Here is a 21554-nt window from a genome sequence, read left to right as displayed (position 1 = left end):
CGCTAGTGCGCGAGGGCGAGCAGCGCGGCCCCGATCTTCCCGGCGTCGCTGCCGAACGAGCTGGGCAGCACCGGCGGCAGCGGCCGGACCTGCGGGGCGTAGGCGAACTCTGTCGCGGCCTCGCGGGCGGGGGTGAGCAACAGGTCACCGGTGTCCACCACGCCGCCGCCGATCACCACGGCGTCCAGCTCGAAGATCGTCGTCATCGTCGCGATGCCGATTCCGAGCCAGCGGGCGAGGGTCTGGAACAGCTCGACGGCCACCGGGTCGCCCTGCTGCGCCGCCTCCGTGACGAGCTGGCCGGTCACCGGCACCCCACGCTCACGGGCCAGACTGGCGATGAGCCCGTCCGGGTCCGCCGCCGCGGCCTCGCGCCCGGTGCGGGTCAGCGCCGTGCCCGACGCGAGGGCCTCGAGGCAGCCCCGCTTGCCGCAGCCACAGGGCGGCCCGTTCGGGTCGACGACGATGTGCCCCAGCTCGGCCCCGAACCCGTGCGGGCCCCGGTAGATCTGCCCGCCGAGCACGATCCCGCTGCCCACGCCGGTGCCCACGGTGATCAGGATCATCTCGCGGTAGAGGGTGTCGCCGAGCAGCGCCTCGGCCAGCCCGGCCACGTTCGCGTCGTTGTCGACGACGGCGGGCAGGCCCGTCGCGTCCTCCAGCTCGGCGCGGATGTTCCAGTCGCGGTACTCGTTGTTCGGCGCCCAGAGGATCCGCCCGCTCGGCCACTCCACCGTCCCGGCAGCCCCGACGCCGACCGCCGTCACCTCGGAGCTCTTCTCCCGCAGCGCCTCGGTCATCCGCAGCAGCAGGGCCGTCATCGTGGCGGCGTCCGACGTCTGGGGGGTCGGCTCGGTCAGCTCCGCGACCACGGTCCCGTCCTCGGCCACGACGGCGCCCGCCACCTTGGTCCCACCGATGTCCAGCCCGATCGCGTGTCTCGCCACGACGGCATGATTCCAGACCTCCGCGCCAGGTGGAGGTTTGCCGTTTCCCGGCGTGGGGAAAGCCGCCTCATGCCTCTGTTGCGTCGTGTGGCCCGACCCATGCTGGCCGCTGTGTTCATCTCCGGTGGCGTCAACACACTGCGTCAACCCCAGGCGCACACCGATGCCGCGAAGCCGGTCCTCGACTACGCCGCCCCCGCCATCGACAAGGCCGTGGAGCTGTCCCCGCTGGACAAGCGCCCGGACAACGAGACCCTGGTCAAGGCCGAGGCCGCGGTCAAGATCGGGGCGGGCACCCTGCTCGCGCTCGGGAAGCTCCCGCGGACCTCGTCGGCCCTGCTCGCCGCCACCCTCATCCCGACCACACTGGCCGGACACCGCTTCTGGGAGGAGTCGGACCCCGACACCAAGGCGGCCCAGCAGATCCACTTCCTGAAGAACGTCAGCCTGCTCGGCGGGCTGATGATCGCCGCCGCGGACACCCACGGCAAGCCGTCGGCCGCCTGGCGGACCCGCAAGGCCGCCGAGGCCGCGTCGGCCGCGATCGCGGCCCGCGCGGACGCGCTGTCCGACACCGTGTCCCACGCAGGCGAGTCCGTCTCCGGCCTGGTCTCCGGGCTGGGCGGGACGAGCTCGTCGACGGGCTCCGACCTGGCGGGCAAGGCCTCCGCGCTCACCGAGTCGATCAGCGAGACGATCGCGGACAAGGCGCCCGTCGTGAAGGCCCGCGCCGCCGAGCTCGGCGCCGCGGCCTCGGACAGGGCGTCGACCTGGGGCGCCGTCGCCTCGGACCGCGCGAGCGAGCTGGGCGCGGTCGCCGCCACCCTGGGTGCCGCCGCGTCGGGCCAGGCCGCGGTCGTCGGCCAGGACCTGTCGAAGCGTGCACAGAAGGCCGCGCAGAAGGCCGCGCAGAAGGCCGAGCAGCGGGGTGCGGCCCTCCAGAAGGAGGTCGACAAGCGCAGCGCGGCCTGGCAGAAGGAGCTGGACCGGCGCGGCAAGGCCTGGGAGAAGCTTGCCGACAAGAAGGGCGACGAGTGGGCCGCGAACGCGGTGAGGACCCGCGCCGCCCTCGAGAAGGCCGCGGAGAAGAAGCGCGCCGAGTGGGAGAAGTCCGCCCGCAAGGCCGCGAAGAAGGCCCGCAAGCAGGCCCCCGGCTACGTCGACCAGCTGTCCGCGCTCGCCGCGCAGGCCTCGGAGCAGGCCGTCAAGCTCGGTGGCGACGTCGCCGAGCGTGCCTCGGTCGCCGCGGACGCCGGTTCCAAGGCCGTCGACGGAATCGTCCGGGACGCCCGCAAGCGCGCCGCCAAGGCCGTCGCGCCCTGATCCTCCCCACTCGGCCCGCCGTCCCCGTGCCCGGGCGGCGGGCCGAGTCGTGTGTCGGGGTGAGATGCCCGACGCTGCGGGCGCCCCGGTGCGGTCCGTACGGTGGCCCGATGGCCGGAGCCACCGAGGAGGACTGGGCGGACTGGGTCGCCACGCAGGCGCCCCCCGCCGAGGCGCGCGACAAGGACACCTACTGGTTCGTGGGCGGTCCGTTGGATGGTCGCGTGCGTACCCGCCCGGCGGAGTCCGCGGCCCCCGCGGTGATCCGGCACGTCCACCTGCACGGCGGCCCCAAGATCGTCCACCTCTACGACCTCTACGAAGTGGCAGGTCATGGAGGGGAGTACCGGCTGCGCGAGGAGTGATCCTGCGGTAGGACTGCGCGCATGGGTCCTGCGTTCGTGATCGGCACGCACGACACCAAGGGCGCGGAGCTGCGCCACGTCGCGGAGCTGGTGCGCGCCGCGGGCGTGGACGTGGTCTCGGTGGACGTCTCCACCTCCGGCGGGCCCTCGTCGGCCGACGTGACCCCGGCGGACCTCGCGGGCGGGCTCTCCGCGGACCGCGGCGAGGCCGTCGCGACCATGGCGCGGGCGTTGGAGCGCTGGCTGCCGACGCAGGACGTCGGCGGGGTGCTCGGGCTCGGCGGCTCCGGCGGGACCGCGCTGGTCACCCCGGCGATGCGAGCGCTGCCCGTCGGCGTGCCGAAGGTGATGGTCTCGACCGTCGCGTCCGGGGACACGGCGCCGTACGTCGGCGCGTCGGACATCGCGATGCTCTACTCGGTCACCGACGTCGCCGGGCTCAACCGGATCTCCCGACGGGTGCTGGGCAACGCCGCGCACATGCTCGTCGGTGCCCTCACCCACCCGGTCCCGGTCGAGGAGGACAAACCCGCCGTGGGCCTGACCATGTTCGGCGTGACGACGCCGCTGGTCACCGCGGTCGTCGAGCGGATCCGCGGCGAGGTGGACCCGCTGGTCTTCCACGCCACCGGGACCGGCGGCAGGGCCATGGAGAAGCTCGTCGACGACGGGCTCGTGTCCTCGGTCCTGGACCTCACCACCACCGAGATCGCGGACCTGCTCGTCGGCGGCGTGATGGCGGCGGGGGTGGACCGGCTGGATGCGATCGCACGCACGGGGGTGCCCTGGGTCGGTTCGGTGGGCGCGGTGGACATGGTCAACTTCGGTGCCGACGTGCCCTCACGGTTCGCCGGTCGCCTGCTCTACCCGCACAACCCGCAGGTCACGCTGATGCGGACCACGCCGGAGGAGAACACCGCGGTCGGCGAGTTCCTGGCCCGCAAGATCGCCACGTTCACCGGCCCCGCCGTCCTGCTGTTCCCGACCGGCGGCGTCTCGCTGCTGGACGTCGCGGGCGCCCCGTTCCACGATCCGGCGGCGGACGAGGCGCTGCTGGCCGCGCTGGAGCCGACCGGCGTCGTCCGGCGGGTCCCGGCGGCGATCAACGATCCCGAGTTCGCCGATGCGGTCGTGGCCGCGTGGCGGGAGGTCACCGCATGAGGTTCGCCCGGTCCGAGCTGAGGGAGCGCTTCGCCGACATGGCCGCGCGCGGCGAGCCGATCGTCGGCGGGGGAGCGGGCACCGGGCTGTCCGCGAAGTGCGAGGAGGCCGGCGGGATCGACCTCATCGTGCTCTACAACTCCGGCCGGTACCGGATGGCTGGGCGCGGGTCGCTGGCCGGGCTGCTCGCCTACGGCAACGCCAACGACATCGTCGTGGAGATGGCGGCCGAGGTGCTGCCCGTCGTCCGGCACACCCCGGTGCTCGCCGGCGTCAACGGCACGGACCCCTTCATGCTCACCGACCGGTTCCTGCGCGAGCTCGCGGACCTGGGGTTCTCCGGGATCCAGAACTTCCCGACCGTCGGGCTGATCGACGGGGTCTTCCGCGCCAACCTCGAGGAGACCGGGATGGGCTACGGGCTGGAGGTCGACCTCGTCGCCGCCGCGCGCGCCCACGACCTGCTGACCACGCCGTACGTGTTCTCGGCCGAGGACGCCCGCGCGATGACCCGAGCCGGCGCGGACATCGTCGTGTGCCACATGGGCCTCACGACCGGCGGCTCGATCGGGGCGGAGACGGCGAAGACGCTGGACGACTGCGTCGCGCTGATCGACTCCTGGGCCGCGGCCGCGCTGGCGGAACGGGACGACGTGCTCGTGCTCTGCCACGGCGGCCCCATCGCGATGCCGGAGGACGCCGCGTACGTCCTCGCCCGCACGGCGGCGTGCCACGGCTTCTACGGCGCCTCCTCGATGGAGCGCCTGCCCACCGAGACCGCCCTGGTCGAGCAGACCAGGGCTTTCAAGAACGCCCTGCACAAGGAGTGACATGCCGCGTCCGTACGCCAGTGGAGTCGTCAACGCGCCCGTCGAGAAGGTCTGGGCACTGGTCCGGGCCTGGAACGGCCTGCCCACGTTCCTGCCCGCCATCGGGCACAGCGAGATCACCGAGGGGGTGGACGGCCAGGTCGGTGCGGTCCGTCGGCTGACCCTCGCCGACGGCGGCGACCCCTTCGACGAGAAGCTCATCCACCTCGACGACGCCGACCACACCCTCACCTACACCTTCACCGGCGCGAACCCGTTCGACGTCCGCCGGTACGTCTCGACGGTCCGGGTCGCGCCGGTGACCGACACCGACGAGTCCTTCGTGGAGTGGTGGTGCGACTACGACACGGACGGCGACCGCGAGGAGGAGCTGAACGCCACCTTCGCCGACGGCGTGTACGCCGGCGGGATCGCGGGCCTGCGCAAGGCCGTCAGCTCGACGGGGTGAGGATGTCGAGGGGCACCTCTCCGCTCCTCCGTCGGGTGGTCCCGGGAGCGGCCGATACGATCGCCGCGTCGGGCACGGCGGCGGCGATCTCGGATCGCCGCCGTCGCAGCCGACCCGAGCGGCGCTGACGGGCGACCCCCGTCCGCGCGTCTCGGAGGGGGCAGTAGCTCAGCTGGTCAGAGCAGCGGACTCATAATCCGTCAGGTCGTGGGTTCGAGCCCCACCTGCCCCACCCTCCGCACTGCGACCACGTGGGTTGCGAGGAACCATGCAGCCACGCGTGACACGACACCGCCGCGCTCTGCCGGCGGCACACGTCGTCGTCCGGGTCGCCCGCTCGGGCGAGGTCGACGAGGTCGTGGGTCCTGTCCAGCGACAGATCGCGGTCGGGGTGGTGCGGGACCCCTCACACCGCGGCCCGTCCGTACGCGCCGAGGACGTCGCGGTGGTCGATCCAGCCCACGAGCTCCCCGCCCGGCCGGGCGAGGACGGGCAGGCCGGTGGTCTCGTGGCGACCCAGAGCCCGCAGCGCGTCGTGCAGCGAGTCGCCGGCCAGGACGGTCGGAAGCCGGACGGCGTCCCCCGCCAGGGTCTCGGCCGTGACCGAGTCGGGGACGGGTCTCATGGCCTGGCCGACGGTGAGAGCGCGCAGGAGCCCGTCGGCGCGGGAGTCCGCGTCGATGTCGACGCCGCGGCGCAGCAGCTTCAGGGTGTAGATGGTGTCGCGCGAGATCAGGTGGCTGAGCCCCGTCGCCAGGGCGACGGCGGCCATGAGCGGCAGGATGATCGAGTACTGGCCGGTCAGCTCGAACACGATCAGCACCGCGGCGATCGGTGCGTGGCTCGCCGCGGCGAACACCGCCGCCATCCCGACCAACCCGAACGCTCCCGGCGACAGGCCGAGGCCGGGGAACATCGCCTGGGCGACGATCCCGAACGCCGTGCCGAGCATGCCGCCGACGAACAACGACGGGGCGAACACCCCGCCCGAGCCGCCGATGCCGATCGTCAGGCTGGTGGCCAGCATCTTCCCGACGAGCAACACCAGCAGGAACCCGATCGCGTAGCCGCCGGAGATGCCCTTCTCCAGCACCGGGTAGCCGACCCCGTACATCTGCGGCAGCGCGAGGAGCACCCCGCCGAGCAGCAGCCCGCCTGCGGCGGGGCGCAGCCACTCCGGCCCGCGCCAGAGGTGGTCGCAGAGGTCCTCGACGAGGTAGAGCACTCGGGCGAAGCCCCAGCCTGCCACCGCGGCGAGCAGCCCGAGCAGGGCGTAGAGCGGGAGCTCGGCCGCGGACCCCAGCGAGTAGGCGGGCAGCGCGATGATGTGGTCGTCGCCGACGATCGCGTGGGCGATCACGTTCGCGGTGACCGAGGAGATCACCACGACGCCGAACGCCTCCGCGGAGAACGCGCGCAGGATGATCTCGAGGGCGAAGAACACCCCGGCGACCGGTGCGTTGAAGGTCGCCGAGATCCCACCGGCCGCACCGCAGGCCACCATCAGCTTGAGCCGGTGGTCCGGGACGCGAAGCCACTGGCCGATCGAGGAGCCGAGTGCCGAGCCGATCTGGACGATCGGCCCCTCGCGGCCGACCGAGCCTCCGGTGCCGATGCACAGCGCCGAGGCCAGCGACTTGACGGCGGCGACCCGGGCCGGGATCCGTCCGCCGTTGCGGGCGACCGCGACCATCACCTCGGGGACCCCGTGGCCGCGGGCCTCGGGGGCGAACCGGTACACCAGCGGCCCGTAGAGCAGCCTGCCCACCACCGGGGCGAGCAGCAGGAACCACGGGCCGAGCGCGGGCAGGTGCAGGCTCGCGACGCGGCCGGCATCGCTGTAGTCGGTCCGACCGGTGACCAGGTCGGTGATGCCGAGGATCAGGTACCGGAACACGACCGCACCGAGCCCGGCGCCCGCCCCGATGATCAGCGCCAGACCGACGAGACCGGACCGGCGGCGGGTCAGCCAGAGGTGCGCCCGCCCGACGAGGGCCCTCACACGACCACCGCCCAGTCCGGCTCCGGGACCTCGCCCGCGGCGTCCGCGAAGGTGCGCAGCGCCTGCACGACCGAGCTCCGCTGCGCCGCCGACAGGGCGCCGAGCAGCCCGGCGAGCTCGGTCCGGCGCCGTCGGGTCACCTCGTCGACCAGGTCGCGCCCGCGGTCGCTGAGCAGGACCCGCACCTCGCGCCGGTCCTCGGCGACGCGCTCGCGCACCGCCAGTTCGCGCGCGACGAGCCGGTCGCACATCCGGGTCGCCGTGGACGGGGTCACCGCCAGTGCCTCGGCCAGGTCCACCGGGCGGCGCGGCCCGTGCTGGGCGAGCACGACCAGGGCCCGGTACTGGGGAAGGGTGACGTCCTCGTCGACCGCCGCCAGGGATCGGGCGACGACCGCCAGCAGAGCGCGGCTCGCCGACATCACCGCGTCGACGACCTCGTCCTCGGGATCTCGTTGCACAGGGACATCATTGCACTGTGCAATTCCTGCGGCGAGCCGGTGGTTCCGGTGGCGGCGGTTTCACCGATCTCGACGGGCGCTGGTCGGCGTGGTGGGGAGTCCAGGTCGCGGGCGCGTGCGGTCAGTAGGCTCCGGCGATGCGAGTACTGGTCACCGGGGGAGCCGGGTTCATCGGGTCTCATATCGTCGATCTCCTTGTGGCACAGGGGCATGAGCCGGTGGTGCTCGACGCGTTGCTGCCCCAGGCCCACGGTGCGGAGGTCCCGGAGTGGGTCTCGGGCGAGTTCGTCCGGGGGTCGGTCGGTGATCCCGAGGTGCTGGCGCCGCTGCTCGCCGGGGTCGACGCGGTGTGTCACCAGGCGGCGATGGTCGGCCACGGTGTGGATCCGTTCGACGCGCCGGAGTACGCCGCGCAGAACGACCTCGGCACCGCTGTGCTGGTGGCGGAGATGTACCGGGCCGGGGTGGATCGGCTGGTGCTGGCGGGGTCGATGGTCGTCTACGGCGAGGGCCGTTACGTCTGTGCGGAGCACGGCGTCGTCCGGCCCGGGCCGCGTGCGGTCGCGGACATCGAGGCGGGGATCTTCGAGCCGCGGTGCCCGCGGTGCGGCCGCGAGCTCGTCCCTGGGCTGGTGCGCGAGGACGCCCCGCTCGACCCCCGCAGCACGTATGCGGCGACGAAGCTGGCCCAGGAGCATCTGGCGAGTGCGTGGGCGCGGCAGACCGGGGGGTCGGTGTGGTCGCTGCGCTACCACAACGTCTACGGCCCGCGGATGCCGTTCGGCACCCCGTACGCGGGCGTGGCGTCGATCTTCCGGTCGGCGCTGGAGCGCGGACGGGCCCCGCGGGTGATGGAGGACGGGCGGCAGCGGCGGGACTTCGTACACGTCACGGACGTCGCAGCGGCGAACCTCGCCGCGTTGACCACACCGGTCGAGGGGTTCGAGGCTGTGAACGTGTGCTCGGGCGAGCCGCACACCGTCGGCGACCTGGCGGTGGAGCTGGCCCGGGCGATGGCGGGGCCGGATCCGGAGATCGTCGGCGGGGCCCGGGCGGGGGACGTGCGACACGTCGTGGCCGACCCGGCGCTGGCCCGGGAACGGCTCGGGTTCCGAGCGCAGGTGGCCTTCGCCGACGGGGTGCGGGCATTCGCCACGGACCCCCTGCGTGCGCCCACGACCACCTGACGTCACCGATCGGTAAGCACCCGAGACCGATCCGACCGGGCCCGCGGCACCGAAGATCAGGGTGTGCACCGTCCTGAGATCGTCCTGCCGTGCCTCGACGAGGCCGAGGCGCTGCCCGGGGTCCTGGCCGCGTTGCCCACCGGGTGGCCCGTGCTGGTCGTCGACAACGGATCCGTCGACGACACCGCCGCCGTCGCCGAGGCCCACGGCGCCCGCGTGGTGGTCGAACCCCGCCGCGGCTACGGCGCGGCCGTCCACACCGGACTGGAGAACGCCCGGGAGGAGCTCGTCGCGTTCCTCGACGGCGACGGCTCCCTCGACGCGGACCTGCTCCCCGAGCTGGCCGACGCCGTCGACTCCGGCCGCGCGGACCTCGCCGTCGGCCGACGGGTGCCGGATCCGGGCAGCTGGCCCTGGCACGCCCGGATGGGCAACGCGCTGATCGCCGGCGAGCTGCGCCGCCGCGGGGTTCCGGTGCACGACATCGCGCCGATCCGGGTCGCCCGCCGGGAGGCTCTGCTCGGGCTCGGGATCACCGACCGCGCCTTCGGCTACCCCCTCGAGCTGCTGCTGCGGGCGGGCACCGCGGGCTGGCGGATCGAGGAGCACCCGGTGCGGTACTCCCGGCGCGGCGGCGGGCGGTCCAAGGTGTCCGGGTCGGTCACCGGCACGGCGCGGGCGGTGCGGGACATGGCGGGGTTGCTGCGGTGACGGGAACCGTGATCGTCCTGGCCAAGGCTCCGGTGCCCGGCCGGGCCAAGACCCGGCTCTGCCCGCCCGCCACCCCGGAGGAGTCCGCCGACGTGGCCGCGGCCTCGCTGCTCGACACCCTGGACGCGGCCGCCGCGGTGCCGGACACCCGCACCCTGGTGGCGTTCACCGGCCGACTGATCGACGCCGCCCGGGCGTGCGAGGTCGAGGCGGCACTCGGGCGGACCCACCGAACGCTGCAGCGAGGCGAGGGGCTCGGGCCCCGGATCGTGGCCGCGCTCGCCGACGCGGCGGCCCGCTTCCCCGGGGACCCGGGCCTGCTGATCGGCATGGACACCCCGCAGGTGCGACCGGCGCTGCTGGCCGAGGGGGTCGCCGCGCTGGAGCACGCCGACGCCGTCCTCGGCCTCGCCCCGGACGGCGGGTGGTGGGCACTGGGGCTGCGCGACCCCGCCGCCGCGGGCCCCGTCGCCGGGGTGCCGATGTCGCGCGAGGACACGGGGGAGAACACCCTGGCGGCACTGCGGGCGGCCGGTCTGCGGGTGGTACTCCTGCCCGAGCTGACCGATGTGGACACCGCCGAGGACGCCCTCGTCGTCGCGGCGGCCGTGCCGGGATCGCGGTTCGCCGAGGCCGTCGACCGGGTCCCCGGGTTCCAGCGAGTCGCGCGGTGACGGCCGCGTTCGACGCGGTGCTGACCGGTCGGGGCACCCGGTTGGTCCGCGACGACGGTGTGGTCCTGACCTGGGACCCGGTCCGGTGGCGCGCCGGTGCGGACCCGGACGACGGCTGGGTTCTCGACCGCTGCACCGGCCCGACCGTGGACCTCGGGTGTGGACCGGGACGGCTGGTCGCGGCACTGACCGCGCGCGGGGTGGTCGCCCTCGGGGTGGACACCTCCGCGGCCGCGCGGGTCCTGTGCCGCGGCCGCGGCGCCCCGATGGTCCGGCGGGACGTCTTCGCCCGGCTGCCGGGGGAGGGGAGCTGGGCGCACGTGCTGCTCGCCGACGGCAACATCGGGATCGGGGGTGACCCGGCCCGCCTGCTCACCCGCGCGGCCGGGCTGCTGCGGCCCGGAGGGAGTGTGATCGTGGAGACCGGCCCCGATCCGGACGAGTGGTGGCGTGGGACCGCCCGGACCTGCGACGACGGTGACCCGCCGCGACTGCGACACCCCCACCGCCGTCCGGGGTCCGCGGCGGTCGAGGTCGCGTGGGCGTGCGTGGGCGCCGCCGCCCTGCGCCGTCCCGCCGCCGCCTCGGGGCTGCGCGTCGTCGCGGCCTCCCCACCGGGCGGGCGCTCGTTCGTGGAGCTGCAGCGGGGATGAGCGGCGCGGTGGTGGCGGTCGACCGGGTCGGACTCGCCGGACGGGCGATCGTGCTCCGCTCCGGGGCCCGAGTCCTCAGGCCGGGGCGACGCGGCGGACCGGGGCGACGTGCGGCAGCTCGATCTCGAAGACACAGCCCGGGCCGTGGTTGCGCACCGTGATCCCCCCGCCGTGCGCCTCGACGAAGGCTCGGGCGATCGCCAGGCCGAGGCCGGCACCGGGCCCCGGACCGGGGGTGCGGGCCCGCTCACCGCGAAAACCCACCGCGAAGACCCGATCCAGGTCCGCCTCGGGGATGCCCCCGCAGCCGTCCTGGATCCGCAGCCACGCCCGCCCGCCACGCAGGCCTGCGGCGAGCTCGATCCGGCCGCCGGCGGGGGTGTGCCGGACGGCGTTGGTCAGCAGGTTGCGCACGGCGCGGGTCAGCTCGGAGTCGCTGCCGGACACGACCGGCCAGCCTTCCGGATGATCCGCGACGACCGCGACGCCCGCGGCGGCCGCGGTCGTGCACTCGGCGGCGACGGCGTCGGACACCACCTCGCCCAGCGCCAACGGGACCAGTGTCAGGTCCAGCCCGGCCGAGGTGGCGCGGGAGAGCTGGAAGAGGTCCTCGACCATCTCGGCCATCCGGTCGGACTCGCGGCGGATGCGGGCGAGGTACTCGGCGGCCTCGGGGCCGGTGACGATGCCGTCGGCCAGCGCGTCGGTCATCCCGCGGATGCCCGCCAGCGGGCTCCGCAGGTCGTGGCTCATCCAGGCGACGAGCTCGCGGCGGGCGGCCTCGGCGTGGCGCACCGCCTCCAGCTCGGCCGCGTCGGCCTCCCGCTGCCAGAGCGCGTCGCGGGCGAACCTGCTGCCCAACCACCAGGCCACCGGGACCGTCGCGAGCCCGACGACCGCGCACACCGCGATCGTCCCGACCAGCTGCGGGGTGTACATCAACCCGCTCACCCCGACGACGCCACCGAGTGCGGCGGCGAGGGGCACGAGCGCGAGGGTGACCATCGCGGCGGTCATCGAGCGGCGGCGCATGAGGTGCAGCAGCAGGCCCCCGACCACCGCCACCGGCAGCGCGAACAGCAACGCCAGGGGCGCCGCCTGCAGCAGCTCGGCGGGCACGGGTCAGGCCTTCCGGTCGTAGCGGTAGCCGGTGCCCCAGATGGTCGCGATCCGGCGGGGTGCCGTCGGGTCCGCCTCGACCTTCTCCCGCAGCCTGCGGACGTGGACCGTGACCGTGGAGCGGTCCCCGAACTCCCAGCCCCACACCCGGGAGAGCAGCTCCTCCCGGGTGAACGCCTGCCCGGGGTGGGCGAGCAGGAACGCGAGCAGGTCGAACTCCCGGGTGGTGAGCGCCAAGGCCGTGCCGCCCAGGGTGGCCTCGCGGGCCGCCGGATCGACCCGCAGGGCGCCGTCGACGAGCACCGGGGAGTTGGCGGGGGTGCCGGCACGCCGCAGGATCGAGCCGATGCGCAGCACGAGCTCGCGCGGGCTGAAGGGCTTGGTGACGTAGTCGTCCGCACCCAGCTCGAGGCCGAGGAGCCGGTCGTCCTCCTCGCCGAGCGCCGTGAGCATGACGATCGGGAGGTCGCCCTCCGCGCGCAGCGCCCGGCAGACCTCCAGGCCGCTCAGGCCGGGGAGCATCAGGTCCAGGACGAGCACGTCCGGCGGGGTGGTGCGGGCCGCCCGCAGCGCGCCGGGACCGTCGCCGACCAGCTCGACCTCGTGACCGGCGGCGCCCAGGTAGCGGCCGACGACGTCGCGGACGGTCTCGTCGTCGTCGACCACCAGGACGTGTGCGCACACGCCCGCCACGCTAGCGCTGTGGCGGGTCTCCGGCGGGATCCGTCATCGTCCGGTAAGGCGGGCTCACAGGACCCTTACAGCCCGGCCGGATCGCCCGTTCCGGCCCCCGCGGCGGCCTATCGTCGGCGACCGTGAGGATTCGATGGCGCAGCCCGATCCGCGGCCCCTGGCTGACCTCGGTGTTCGGCCTGGTGCTGCTGTGCGCCCTGCCCGTGGTGATCGTGACCGGTCTGCTGGACCGGGTCGCCTACGGGGCGCAGCCCATCCCGGCGGACGTCGGGTTCCTGCAGCTGCCCGCCTTCGACTGGCCCACCCGCCCCGCGTGGCTGTTCCGGCTCACCCAGGGCCTGCACGTCGGGCTCGGGATCGTGCTGGTCCCGGTGGTGCTCGCGAAGCTGTGGTCGGTGATCCCGAAGTTGTTCACCGCCCTGCCGCGCCACCCGCTGAAGGCGTTGGAGCGCCTCAGCCTGATCATGCTGGTCGGCGGGATCCTGTTCGAGATCGTCACCGGGCTGCTGAACATCCAGTACGACTACGTGTTCGGGTTCAGCTTCTACGCCGCGCACTACGTCGGCGCGTGGGTCTTCATCGCCGGGTTCGTGCTCCACGTGGCGCTGAAGCTGCCGACGATGGTCCGCAGCCTGCGGTCGCGGTCGTTCCGGGAGGAGCTGCGCACCCCGCTCGCCGAGACCGGCTCCGAGCCGCCGGACGAGCTCGTCGCGCCCGAGCCGGACCCGCCGACGATGAGCCGCCGCGGCGCGCTGGCCGTGGTCGGGGGCGGGGTGGTCCTGCTCGCGGGCCTCACGGTCGGACAGACCGTCGACGCGCTGCGGCCGACCGCCCTGCTGCTCCCGCGCGGCAGGACCGCGCCGGGGGACTTCCCGGTCAACCGGACGTTCGCCGCGTCCGGCGTCTCGGAGCAGGCGATCGGCGCGGACTGGCGCCTGGACCTCGGCGGGGTGCGGCTGACCCGCGCCGAGCTCGCGGCGCTGCCTCAGCACACCGCCGACCTGCCGATCTCCTGTGTGGAGGGCTGGTCGACCCAGCAGACCTGGGCCGGCGTGCGGCTGCGCGACCTGGCCACGCTCGCCGGCGTCGCGCAGCCCACCGGCGCGGACGTCCGGTCGGTGGAGGAGGGGCCGTTCGCCCGCGCCGTGTTGACGGGTGCTCAGGTCCTCCACCCGGACTCGCTGCTCGCGCTGCAGGTCAACGGGGCCGATCTGTCCCGCGACCACGGCTTCCCGGCCAGGATCATCGTCCCCGCGTTGCCCGGGGTGCACTGCACGAAGTGGGTCGCGGCGATCGGGTTCGCGCCATGAGAGGCCGGGGCATGAGGGCCGTCGGCGTGGTCGCCTGCCTGGCGCTCGGGGCCTACGCGTCGACGGTCATCCTGCGCGACCCGACGCTGCACCCGTCCATCCTCGGCATGCTGACCTGGTTCGCCGGGGCACTGCTCCTCCACGACCTCGTGCTGTTCCCGCTCTACGCCGCGGCCGACCGGGCCCTGACCCTGCTGCCGACGACCCGGGTCCCGGTGGTCAACCACGTCCGACTGCCGCTGATGGGCAGCGCGCTGACCTTCCTGGTGTACCTGCCCGGGATCATCCGGCAGGGCGGGCCCGTGGCCCGCGGCGCGACCGGCCTCGACCAGGAGCCGTACCTGGCGCGGTGGCTGGGGCTCTGCGCGGCGATGGCCGGGGTCTCCGCGCTGGTCTGGGTCGTCCGGGTCACCAGACGGTCAGCAGCAGGTGGTTGACCGCGAGCGCCAGCACGGCCTGCGCGACGAGCCACCGCCTCGGATGCGGCAGCGCCCCACAGGCGACCGTCGCCCACACGGCGAACGGCAGCCAGATCCGCTCCACCTCCGCCTTCGACATCCCGGACAGGTCGGCCAACAGGATCGCGGCCACCGCGGCCCCGACCAGCAGCAGCGCGGCGCGCGGGAGGGTCGGCGTGCGCCGCAGCGCCGCCACCCCGGCCGGGCCCGAGGCGAAGGCGAGTGCGGCGAGGTCCGCCCACACGAAGTAGGAGTACGGCCGGGTGGCCGCAGCGCTGGCCGCGTAGATCACCCGGAGGTCGGCGAACCCGTCGAACCACCAGAAGCCGGCCGCGGCGAACGCGCCGACCACGACGAGGACCCCGACGACGGTCGGTATCAGGATCCGCCACCGCCGGGTGGCCACCAGCACGGCGAGCGGGAGCAGGCCGCCCAGGACCAGGCCGTAGGACAGATACAGGGTGTACCCGAGCAGCAGGCCGCTGCCGACCGCCACGAAGGCGTTCCGCCGCACGGCCGCGACGGCCAGCAGCGCGACACCCCAGGCCAGCCACCCCGCGAACAGGCCGTCCGCCGACACCCCGACCCACACGGCACCCGGGAACACCACCGAGAACGGCAGGACCCGGCGGGCCAGGTCCTCGTGGCCGAGCTCCCGCAGCGTCACCGCCACGGCCACCACAGCGGACGACCCGACCAGCATGACGACGACGCCCGCCGCCCCACCCGAGCCCAGCCCGATCCGGTCCAGCACCGTGAACAGCAGGAACGCCCCCGCCGGATGCCCGCCGACGTGGGTGGTCCAGAACCACGTCTGCGTCGGGTCGACGGCGGTGGTGAGGATGTGGTCGGAGAACACCCGCAGCATCGGGCCGATCCCACCGAGCTCGGCGACCCGAGGGACGTCGGCCAGGTACTCCTCGCCGCTGGTCAGCCGCTCGACCACGCCGCGCTGCCAGCCGTCGACGAGGGCGAGGGACACGGTCCAGGCGGACGCGGCGGCCCACGCCGTCCACAGCAGGGGAGCCCAGGGCAGCCGAGCCGCGAGCCCGGGCCCCCACACCACCGTCGCACCGGCCACGAGGATCGCGGCCGGCGTCCCCGGCCCGACGTGCGGCAGCCACTCGGCCAGCAGGGGCGGCCAACCCAGGAAGATCTCGACACCGTCGGCGAGCAGGCTGCGGCCGACGACCACCGCGGCCGCGACCAGGGCCACCACGACGGCGACGACGGAGAGGTCGGCCCGTACGCCGCGCCGCTCGTCCCGAGGGTCGCGGAGCTCGGTCATGGCGGCACGCTATCGCGGGTGGCGCAGGGCGTAGTGCGTGGGCGGCTCGCCGAAGAGGGCCGTGAAGTCGCGGACGCGGCGCCTGCGCTGGACCGCGTCGTCGCGTTCTCCGGCCGCGACCCTCGGTGGGGCTGACAGTGTCGAGGCGGCGGTGCAGACTGCATCGATGGCGATCGACCCCACCGGTGCGGACTTGAAGGCCTTCCTCGCACAGGACGTCGACGAGCCGGTCACGATGCTCAACCTGCTGCGCTTCGGCGGCGGGGGACGGGCGCGCTACGACGAGTACATCGCCCACTTCCGCCGCACCTCGGTCCCGTACGGCGCGGAGGTCGTCTACTACGGCTACGGCCACGCCCCCGTGGTGGCCGAGTCGGGTCAGGACTGGGACGCCGTGCTGCTCGTCCGCTACCCGAGCAGGCGCGCCTTCTCCGAGATGGTCCGTGACCCCGAGTACCAGAAGGGCACACACCTTCGGTCCGAGGCGCTGGTCGAGGCCGTCCTGCAGCCGACCAGCGAGGTCGCCGCGGAGTGACCGCACCCCGCCCCCGGCCCGGCCATCCCGCCTACCGCCGGGCCGTGCGCGTGCCGCGGCGGTGAGCCTGACGCGATCTGCTCAGCCCGCCATCCGCTGCAGGCGGGCGAGGAGGTCGTTGCTCGGGAACTCGCTCTCCCGTGACTTCTCGATGAGCACCTCCACGTACTCGGGCACGAGGTCCGGGGTGAGGGACTCCTCGATCATGTCGAGCTGCCGCCCACTCGGGTAGGGATCGGCTCGGACCTTGTCCAGCAGGAACCGGATCATCATCTCGCGGGGGTGGGGCCTGCTCGCGGCTGCGTCGTGCTCGGTCTCGGCGGACATCGCGCCTCCTCGTCGATCGCGTCCCCCGGGCTACCCCCGCCGCGAGACCACTACGCCTGGTCGTCCGCCCTGACACCGCGGCCGGAGGTGGCGGCGCCGTTCGCCGGCCGTAGCGTGACCGCGTGATCCCGGTTCCGCGGCGCTCCTCCGGTCGACCCTCCGACGGCGAGACGGGCGTTCGGTGGCGGGAGCGGAGCCGGCTCGTGCGGGCGGCCCGGCTCTGGCGCACCCGCAACCCGCGCACGTTCCGGGAGAAGGTCCGCTTCAAGATGCTGCGCGACCATCGCGAGCTCGTCGTGACCTGGGCCGACAAGGCGGCGGTGCGGGGCCATGTGGCCGCGGTGGTCGGGGAGCGCTACCTGCCGCACGTGTACGCGATCGTCGACGATCCCGCGGCTCTGTACGACGTGGTGCTGCCCGAGGCGTACGTGGTGAAGCCGACGCACGGCAGCGGGACCGCGATCGTCGTCTCCGATCGTGCACCCGCCGACGCCCGCCTGCCGACGGAACCGGGCAGCTGGGTGTACCGGCACGTCCGTCCGGAGTTCGCCCCGCCGGACGAGGTCGTGCGCATCGCGCGGGGCTGGACGGCCCAGCTCTACGGCCGGGGGCCCAACCACGAGTGGGTGTACGGGCGGATGCCGCGCCGGATCCTCGTCGAGGAACTGCTCGTCGGCGTGGACGGTGCGCTCCCGCGCGACTACAAGTTCTTCGTCTTCCACGGCCGGTGCGCCTTCGTGCAGGTCGACGACGGACGCTTCGGTCGGCGGACCCGGGACTTCTTCCGGCCCGACTGGCAGCACCTGCCGCTGCGCGGGGGACCGGCCTGGGCGGAGCCCGCACCGGCGAAGCCCGCGTGCCTGACCGAGATGATCGAGGTGGCCGAGCGGCTCGGCGCCGACACCGACTTCGTGCGCGTCGATCTCTACGACGTCGACGGGAGGGTGGTCTTCGGTGAGCTGACCAGCTTTCCCGCCGGGGGCGACAGCCCCTTCGATCCCTCGTCCTTCGACGAGGAGTTCGGCCGCCCGTGGACCGTGCCGCGGCGCTACCGGTGATCCACGACGCCCCGGGTGCACCCCCGCCGGAGAGGTTCGGTCGGGGGCGGTCGGGGTACCACGTCGACGCCGGACGACGGGGCCGGACGTCGAGGGACCAGGAGGCACGCTGTGCGCGAATCGGAGCTCGACCCCAAGGGGGGCGGAGATCCGCACTCCCCGACACCCGGCGCCACCGATGCCCAGCGTGTCGAGCTCCCCGCGCCTCTGGTGGCGGACGACGGCACGCACTGGAAGCCTCGCGAGAAGGACGCCGCCTACGTGTCGGAGGACGCGATCGACGGCGGCGTCCCGCACCGTGACGCGGGTACGGTGGCCCACTCCCACGGAGTCGTCTACGTCGACTCCGAGGCTCAGGCGGCGGGCGACACGGTCGCCGACGACGACGTGGCCCCGGAGCAACCGGCTCCCGAGGACCGCTGAGGCGCGGGGTACGCGGAGACGGCGGCGGTGAGCCGCCTCCTCGCCCTCGGAGATCGAGTCGGCGCCTACCGCGGGTCGCCGTCGCCTCCGCGGCCCAGGACCTCGTCGATCCCGTGCGCGTAGTCGGCCCACTGCCGGGTCCAGGACGCCAGGACCCGCTCGCCGGTGGGCGTGATCGAGTATCGGCGGTTCGCGGTGTCGAAGGCCGTCAGGCGGTTGGCGGTCAGACGGCGCAGGCGCCGATAGATGCTCTGGACGGTCGGAGCGAACGCGCCGTCGCTCTGTCTGCGCAGCATGTCGCCGAGGTCGTGGCCCCGCACCGGCCGCCGTGCGACGGCCGCCAGCACGAGGAGATCGAGGTGGCGGGGATCGGCGACCCGCAGCGGCGCGGAGCGGTGGGGGGAACGTTCCCGCCCGGTGTCGGCATCGCGGGCGGCGCTTGCGCGACGGCGGCGGACATCCGGTGCCGGGCGGCGCTCCCGGGTCGGCTCGCCGCCGTCCGTCGTGCCGGTCCTCGTCGGGGGATCGGGCCGTCGGCGTTCGGTGGCGCGCCTCTTCGGCGGGGGCGAGTCGTTGTCCATGAGGTCGGTTCCTGCCGGTGGTACGTCGGGGGGCGGGGGAGGGGGCACCGCCCCGTTCCGTCGGCGATGGGTCGCGGGCGACAGGTCCGCCGCCGCCGTCCCGAACGTCGCGGACAGGTCGCCGATGCGGCGGTTCACGGTGTCGTCCGTGGTCGACGTGCGCGACGACGGGGCTTCTCGGCGTTCTCCGCGGCCTGGAGCGCGGAGAGCACCTCGACGCCGAGCGCGCGGTAGTCACCCGCGACGCTGGCCGCCGTCGCCGAGATCCGCTTCGTCCGGCTCCCGGATCGCAGCTCCTCCCACCAGGCCGGCTGTGCGGCCGCCTCGACCTCCAGCTCGTGGGCGAGCTTGCCCAGCCGCCGGGCGTCCTGGGCCGTCCGCTCCGCGTGCCGGATGGTCGTCTCGAAGCGGGGTGACGTGCCGCCGAAGGCGTCGTCGATGGCGGCCAGGGCCTCGCCCTGGATCGCGCGAGCGCCGGTGCCGGTGGCGAACAGCACGACGCCGAGGAGCCGCAGCCCGGGGTTGATCTCGCGGGCGAGAGCGAAGCGCTCGGCGACCAGGGTCATGCCCAGCAGCCCGCCCAGGTCGGACTTGGTCGGCATCAGGACCCATCGCGCCGAGGCCAGGGCCAGGTCGGTGAGGATCGTGGACTCGGGCGGGCAGTCGATGAAGATGACCTCGTAGTCCCCGGCCACCGGGGCCAGCACGTCACCGAGGGCCCGGAACGCCCCGCGGCCGTGGTGCTGCAGGCGCGACACCATGACCGGGGTCAGGTCCTCCAGCCGGGACCCGCCGCAGACGACGTCGAGCTGGGGCCGTACGTCCTGGGCCGGGCGCAGAGGGGCACCGGTGAGGATGGAGGCGAGCAGTCCGGCACCCTCGTCGTCGATGTCCTGTCCGCGGTAGCCGAGATCGTCGGCCAGGTTCGCCTGACGGTTGAGATCGATGAGGAGACATCGGTAGCCCGCCCCGGCGAACTGGCCGCCGAGGTTCGCCGCGAGCGAGGTCTTCCCGACACCGCCCTTGTCGTTCACGACGGCGACGACGCGGTCCAGCGCAGTCTCCCGTGCTCCGGGCTTCGCGCGTTTCGCCACGATGACCTCCGCTCCTCGGCGGTGGGCGGGTCCGCTCACCCGACCGGGGCTCCTTCACTCGGTACCCGCCGTGCCGCCACCGACACCCTCCCCACGCAGCCGGTCAGGTCGTGGTCCGGCGACCGCGCCGCTTGCCGCCGTCGCCACGGCGGGCGGGGGGTGCGGGAGAGTCGGCGGCGGGCGCCCGGCGCGTGGTCGACGTGCGTCGCCTGGCCGTCCGTGCCGGAGCGGAGCGCTTCTCGAGGAGGTCGCCGAGGTCCTCCTCGGGGGGCGCGGCCCGGCCGGCGGGCTCGTCCTCCGGCTCCTCGTCCTCGTCCTCGTCGTCGTCCTCGAGCTCCTCCGGTTCGTCCTCGTCGTCGAGCTCCTCCGGCTCCTCCTCCTCCTCGTCGGGCTCGTCGTCGAGGTCGTCCTCAGCGTCCTCGAGGTCGTCGTCGCCGTCGTCCTCGCCGTCGTCGTCGAAGTCGTCGTCGGTTTCGTCACCCTCGTCGGCGTCCTCCTCCGACTCGTCGTCGACGTCGGTGTCGGCCTCCACGGCGTCGGCGTCCTCGTCACGGGGGCCGTCCTCGTCCGCCTGGGCGACGTCTTCGCTCTCCTCCACGCCCGCGTCGACGTGGGCCTCGCCGGTCTCCTCGACGGTGATGTGCAGGGTCAGCTTCTTGGTGCCCAGCATGATGTAGCCGGTGATGTCGGCCAGATCGGTGGGTGTGGTGCGGTCATTCATGATCGCGTTCCTCCTCGGGCCGTCCCGTCGTGCGGGCGGCGGCGACGGCGCCCAGGACCGCGGCGGTGGTCGCCGCGACGCCGGGCAGCCAGGCGGGTGCGGGGTGGCGCGCCGAGGCCGGCGGCCTGCCCGCTCCGCCCACCGGGGCTCCGACCGCGATCCCGCGTCCGAGCGGCCGTCCGTCCATGGTCTCCCTCTTCGTCACGCTCGGCATCGTCGCCCGCGTCCAGCCGGGTCGGCTGGTCGGACGCGGATGCCCTCACGGACCCGGCACGCAAACCCTCCGGAGCCAGGTTGGACCATTCGCTCGGCAGGTACCGCCGTCCGGCTCGTCCCCGGTGTCATCCCAGGGCCAGTTCGACGTCGGGGAACAGCGAGAACTCCGTGCGGAGCCCCGACGCCTCCAACGGGCGCAGCACGGTCCTGTTCCCGCCGACCACCAGCCGGGTCTCGGTCCCGGCGTCCTGCGCGCGGTTCCGCGCGACGATCAACGCGGCGATGCCGACCGAGCCCAGGAAACGGACCCGCGTGAGGTCGAGGACCAGCGGGCTCGCGGCGGGCGCTGCTCGCACGGCCGCATTCAGGCGGTCCACGGTGAGCGAGTCGATCTCGCCGCGGACGCGCACGACGGTCGCGTGCGGGTGTCGCTCGACGAGGGCGTCGAAATCTGCGTCGAAATCGGCGGCGGGCTCGGCGTCGGCGGGCCCCTGTCTCTCGGGGCGGGTCATGGGCAGCTCCCTTCGTCCGCGGCGCGGACCGGTGCGTCGTGGGGTGTGCGCTGGAGTGCGGCCGGGACGTGGAGCGCCGACCGTCGGTGCGCCGCCTGCGGAGCGGACTCGGGCCGCCGGGGTCGCTCACCGAGGTGGCGACGACTCGTGGCGCGGTCCGGACCGACGGCCCTGAGGGGCTCTCCGGTCACCCTCGCCACCGACTGGGGCGCAGCGGCGTGTCTATCGACGGCTCCACGCCCGGCGTTACAGCCCGCGCCGCCGGAGAGGTCGGGGCGCGGCCGTCGTCGTGGCCGGTCGGTGGGTGCGAGGGAACGCAGGCACCCCCGACCGGCGGAGTCGACAGGTCCGGTCGCGTCCTCCACTGCGTCACCCGGGCGCATCTCCCCCCGATACCGACTAGAGCGTGTCTCCCAAACATCGGCGGCGTGTAGCTCCATGATCGGTGCATGGTCAG

The 21554-nt window shown here is 74.2% G+C and carries 26 protein-coding genes and 1 tRNA gene; 15 read left to right on the top strand and 12 right to left on the bottom strand.

All coding sequences use genetic code 11. The annotated features are described in order from the left end of the window. Positions 1-2 precede the first annotated feature (2 nt). Positions 3-947, bottom strand: coding sequence for an ROK family protein (locus tag ABD993_RS31310; RefSeq protein WP_345426418.1), 945 nt, complete (start codon positions 945-947; stop codon positions 3-5). A 6-nt stretch (positions 948-953) separates the two neighbouring features. Between ABD993_RS31310 and ABD993_RS31305 the strand changes: the two genes are divergently transcribed. From ABD993_RS31305 to ABD993_RS31280, 6 genes are all read left to right on the top strand, one after another. After that, positions 954-2270 (top strand): DoxX family membrane protein, encoded by a 1317-nt coding sequence (locus tag ABD993_RS31305; protein ID WP_345426486.1) that lies wholly within the window; start codon positions 954-956, stop codon positions 2268-2270. Positions 2271-2380: 110 nt separating this feature from the next. Further along, positions 2381-2635, top strand: a complete 255-nt coding sequence (locus tag ABD993_RS31300) for a hypothetical protein (RefSeq protein ID WP_345426417.1) — start codon at positions 2381-2383, stop codon at positions 2633-2635. A gap of 21 nt (positions 2636-2656) precedes the next feature. Continuing rightward, complete coding sequence (locus tag ABD993_RS31295; protein ID WP_345426416.1) at positions 2657-3796, top strand: Tm-1-like ATP-binding domain-containing protein; 1140 nt, start codon at positions 2657-2659, stop codon at positions 3794-3796. Continuing rightward, positions 3793-4626, top strand: coding sequence for a phosphoenolpyruvate hydrolase family protein (locus tag ABD993_RS31290; protein WP_345426415.1), 834 nt, complete (start codon positions 3793-3795; stop codon positions 4624-4626). The genes ABD993_RS31295 and ABD993_RS31290 overlap by 4 nt, the downstream gene beginning before the upstream one ends. 1 nt (position 4627) lies before the next feature. Next, entirely contained in the window at positions 4628-5074 is a 447-nt protein-coding gene (locus ABD993_RS31285) for an SRPBCC family protein (protein ID WP_345426414.1), read from the top strand. Between the two features lie 157 nt (positions 5075-5231). After that, positions 5232-5306: transfer RNA gene (locus ABD993_RS31280), tRNA-Ile, on the top strand. A gap of 174 nt (positions 5307-5480) precedes the next feature. On the opposite strand, the gene ABD993_RS31275 is transcribed toward ABD993_RS31280, so the two are convergent. Together ABD993_RS31275 and ABD993_RS31270 are read right to left on the bottom strand one after the other, a co-directional pair. Next, positions 5481-7076 carry a chloride channel protein gene (locus tag ABD993_RS31275; RefSeq protein WP_345426413.1) on the bottom strand — a complete coding sequence of 532 codons (1596 nt, stop codon included), beginning with the start codon at positions 7074-7076 and terminating at the stop codon, positions 5481-5483. Then, on the bottom strand, positions 7073-7537 hold the full coding sequence (locus ABD993_RS31270; protein WP_345426412.1) for a MarR family winged helix-turn-helix transcriptional regulator: 465 nt from the start codon (positions 7535-7537) through the stop codon (positions 7073-7075). Before ABD993_RS31270 ends, ABD993_RS31275 begins: the two co-directional genes overlap by 4 nt. Before the next feature lie 137 nt (positions 7538-7674). Between ABD993_RS31270 and ABD993_RS31265 the strand changes: the two genes are divergently transcribed. The 4 genes from ABD993_RS31265 (at position 7675) to ABD993_RS31250 (ending at position 10762) form a co-directional block, all read left to right on the top strand. Then, the gene (locus ABD993_RS31265) at positions 7675-8724 is read left to right on the top strand and encodes an NAD-dependent epimerase/dehydratase family protein (protein ID WP_345426411.1); all 1050 of its coding nucleotides are present in this window, start codon (positions 7675-7677) and stop codon (positions 8722-8724) included. Positions 8725-8787: 63 nt separating this feature from the next. Continuing rightward, positions 8788-9435, top strand: a complete 648-nt coding sequence (locus tag ABD993_RS31260) for a glycosyltransferase family 2 protein (RefSeq protein WP_345426410.1) — start codon at positions 8788-8790, stop codon at positions 9433-9435. Then, positions 9432-10109 carry a TIGR04282 family arsenosugar biosynthesis glycosyltransferase gene (locus ABD993_RS31255; RefSeq protein ID WP_345426409.1) on the top strand — a complete coding sequence of 226 codons (678 nt, stop codon included), beginning with the start codon at positions 9432-9434 and terminating at the stop codon, positions 10107-10109. Before ABD993_RS31260 ends, ABD993_RS31255 begins: the two co-directional genes overlap by 4 nt. Beyond that, positions 10106-10762 (top strand): class I SAM-dependent methyltransferase, encoded by a 657-nt coding sequence (locus ABD993_RS31250; protein WP_345426408.1) that lies wholly within the window; start codon positions 10106-10108, stop codon positions 10760-10762. The genes ABD993_RS31255 and ABD993_RS31250 overlap by 4 nt, the downstream gene beginning before the upstream one ends. A gap of 75 nt (positions 10763-10837) precedes the next feature. Here the strand turns inward: ABD993_RS31250 and ABD993_RS31245 are convergent, their stop codons facing one another. Together ABD993_RS31245 and ABD993_RS31240 are read right to left on the bottom strand one after the other, a co-directional pair. Further along, complete coding sequence (locus ABD993_RS31245) at positions 10838-11881, bottom strand: sensor histidine kinase (protein WP_345426407.1); 1044 nt, start codon at positions 11879-11881, stop codon at positions 10838-10840. Between the two features lie 3 nt (positions 11882-11884). After that, a complete protein-coding gene (locus ABD993_RS31240; RefSeq protein ID WP_345426406.1) occupies positions 11885-12565 on the bottom strand; it encodes a response regulator transcription factor in 681 nt (226 codons plus the stop codon). A 131-nt stretch (positions 12566-12696) separates the two neighbouring features. Between ABD993_RS31240 and ABD993_RS31235 the strand changes: the two genes are divergently transcribed. Together ABD993_RS31235 and ABD993_RS31230 are read left to right on the top strand one after the other, a co-directional pair. Beyond that, complete coding sequence (locus ABD993_RS31235) at positions 12697-13884, top strand: molybdopterin-dependent oxidoreductase (RefSeq protein WP_345426404.1); 1188 nt, start codon at positions 12697-12699, stop codon at positions 13882-13884. An 11-nt stretch (positions 13885-13895) separates the two neighbouring features. Further along, the gene (locus ABD993_RS31230) at positions 13896-14321 is read left to right on the top strand and encodes a hypothetical protein (protein WP_345426402.1); all 426 of its coding nucleotides are present in this window, start codon (positions 13896-13898) and stop codon (positions 14319-14321) included. On the opposite strand, the gene ABD993_RS31225 is transcribed toward ABD993_RS31230, so the two are convergent. Next, positions 14293-15630 carry a hypothetical protein gene (locus tag ABD993_RS31225; protein ID WP_345426400.1) on the bottom strand — a complete coding sequence of 446 codons (1338 nt, stop codon included), beginning with the start codon at positions 15628-15630 and terminating at the stop codon, positions 14293-14295. The two genes, ABD993_RS31230 and ABD993_RS31225, sit on opposite strands and share 29 nt — an antisense overlap. A gap of 166 nt (positions 15631-15796) precedes the next feature. On the opposite strand from ABD993_RS31225, the gene ABD993_RS31220 reads away from it, so the two are divergent. Next, positions 15797-16165 (top strand): DUF1330 domain-containing protein, encoded by a 369-nt coding sequence (locus tag ABD993_RS31220; RefSeq protein ID WP_345426398.1) that lies wholly within the window; start codon positions 15797-15799, stop codon positions 16163-16165. A gap of 81 nt (positions 16166-16246) precedes the next feature. Here the strand turns inward: ABD993_RS31220 and ABD993_RS31215 are convergent, their stop codons facing one another. Next, positions 16247-16492: a hypothetical protein gene (locus tag ABD993_RS31215; RefSeq protein ID WP_345426396.1), complete on the bottom strand. Its 246-nt coding sequence runs from the start codon at positions 16490-16492 to the stop codon at positions 16247-16249. A 122-nt stretch (positions 16493-16614) separates the two neighbouring features. On the opposite strand from ABD993_RS31215, the gene ABD993_RS31210 reads away from it, so the two are divergent. Further along, complete coding sequence (locus tag ABD993_RS31210) at positions 16615-17550, top strand: ATP-grasp fold amidoligase family protein (RefSeq protein ID WP_345426394.1); 936 nt, start codon at positions 16615-16617, stop codon at positions 17548-17550. Positions 17551-17661: 111 nt separating this feature from the next. Next, on the top strand, positions 17662-17973 hold the full coding sequence (locus ABD993_RS31205; RefSeq protein ID WP_345426392.1) for a hypothetical protein: 312 nt from the start codon (positions 17662-17664) through the stop codon (positions 17971-17973). 65 nt (positions 17974-18038) lie between these two features. Here the strand turns inward: ABD993_RS31205 and ABD993_RS31200 are convergent, their stop codons facing one another. The 5 genes from ABD993_RS31200 to ABD993_RS31180 all read right to left on the bottom strand — a co-directional run bounded on the left by ABD993_RS31200 (position 18039) and on the right by ABD993_RS31180 (position 21097). Beyond that, the gene (locus ABD993_RS31200) at positions 18039-18692 is read right to left on the bottom strand and encodes a PadR family transcriptional regulator (RefSeq protein ID WP_345426391.1); all 654 of its coding nucleotides are present in this window, start codon (positions 18690-18692) and stop codon (positions 18039-18041) included. Beyond that, on the bottom strand, positions 18689-19687 hold the full coding sequence (locus tag ABD993_RS31195; RefSeq protein WP_345426390.1) for a ParA family protein: 999 nt from the start codon (positions 19685-19687) through the stop codon (positions 18689-18691). The genes ABD993_RS31200 and ABD993_RS31195 overlap by 4 nt, the downstream gene beginning before the upstream one ends. A gap of 64 nt (positions 19688-19751) precedes the next feature. Then, positions 19752-20369 (bottom strand): hypothetical protein, encoded by a 618-nt coding sequence (locus ABD993_RS31190; RefSeq protein ID WP_345426389.1) that lies wholly within the window; start codon positions 20367-20369, stop codon positions 19752-19754. Then, complete coding sequence (locus tag ABD993_RS31185) at positions 20362-20574, bottom strand: hypothetical protein (RefSeq protein WP_345426388.1); 213 nt, start codon at positions 20572-20574, stop codon at positions 20362-20364. Before ABD993_RS31185 ends, ABD993_RS31190 begins: the two co-directional genes overlap by 8 nt. A 136-nt stretch (positions 20575-20710) precedes the next feature. Then, the gene (locus ABD993_RS31180) at positions 20711-21097 is read right to left on the bottom strand and encodes an STAS domain-containing protein (protein ID WP_345426386.1); all 387 of its coding nucleotides are present in this window, start codon (positions 21095-21097) and stop codon (positions 20711-20713) included. Positions 21098-21554 lie beyond the last annotated feature (457 nt).

Source organism: Pseudonocardia xishanensis (genome assembly GCF_039541715.1).
GTDB lineage: Bacteria > Actinomycetota > Actinomycetes > Mycobacteriales > Pseudonocardiaceae > Pseudonocardia > Pseudonocardia xishanensis.
Note: the sequence above shows the minus strand (reverse complement) of the source record. Positions and strands in the feature narration are given on the sequence as shown.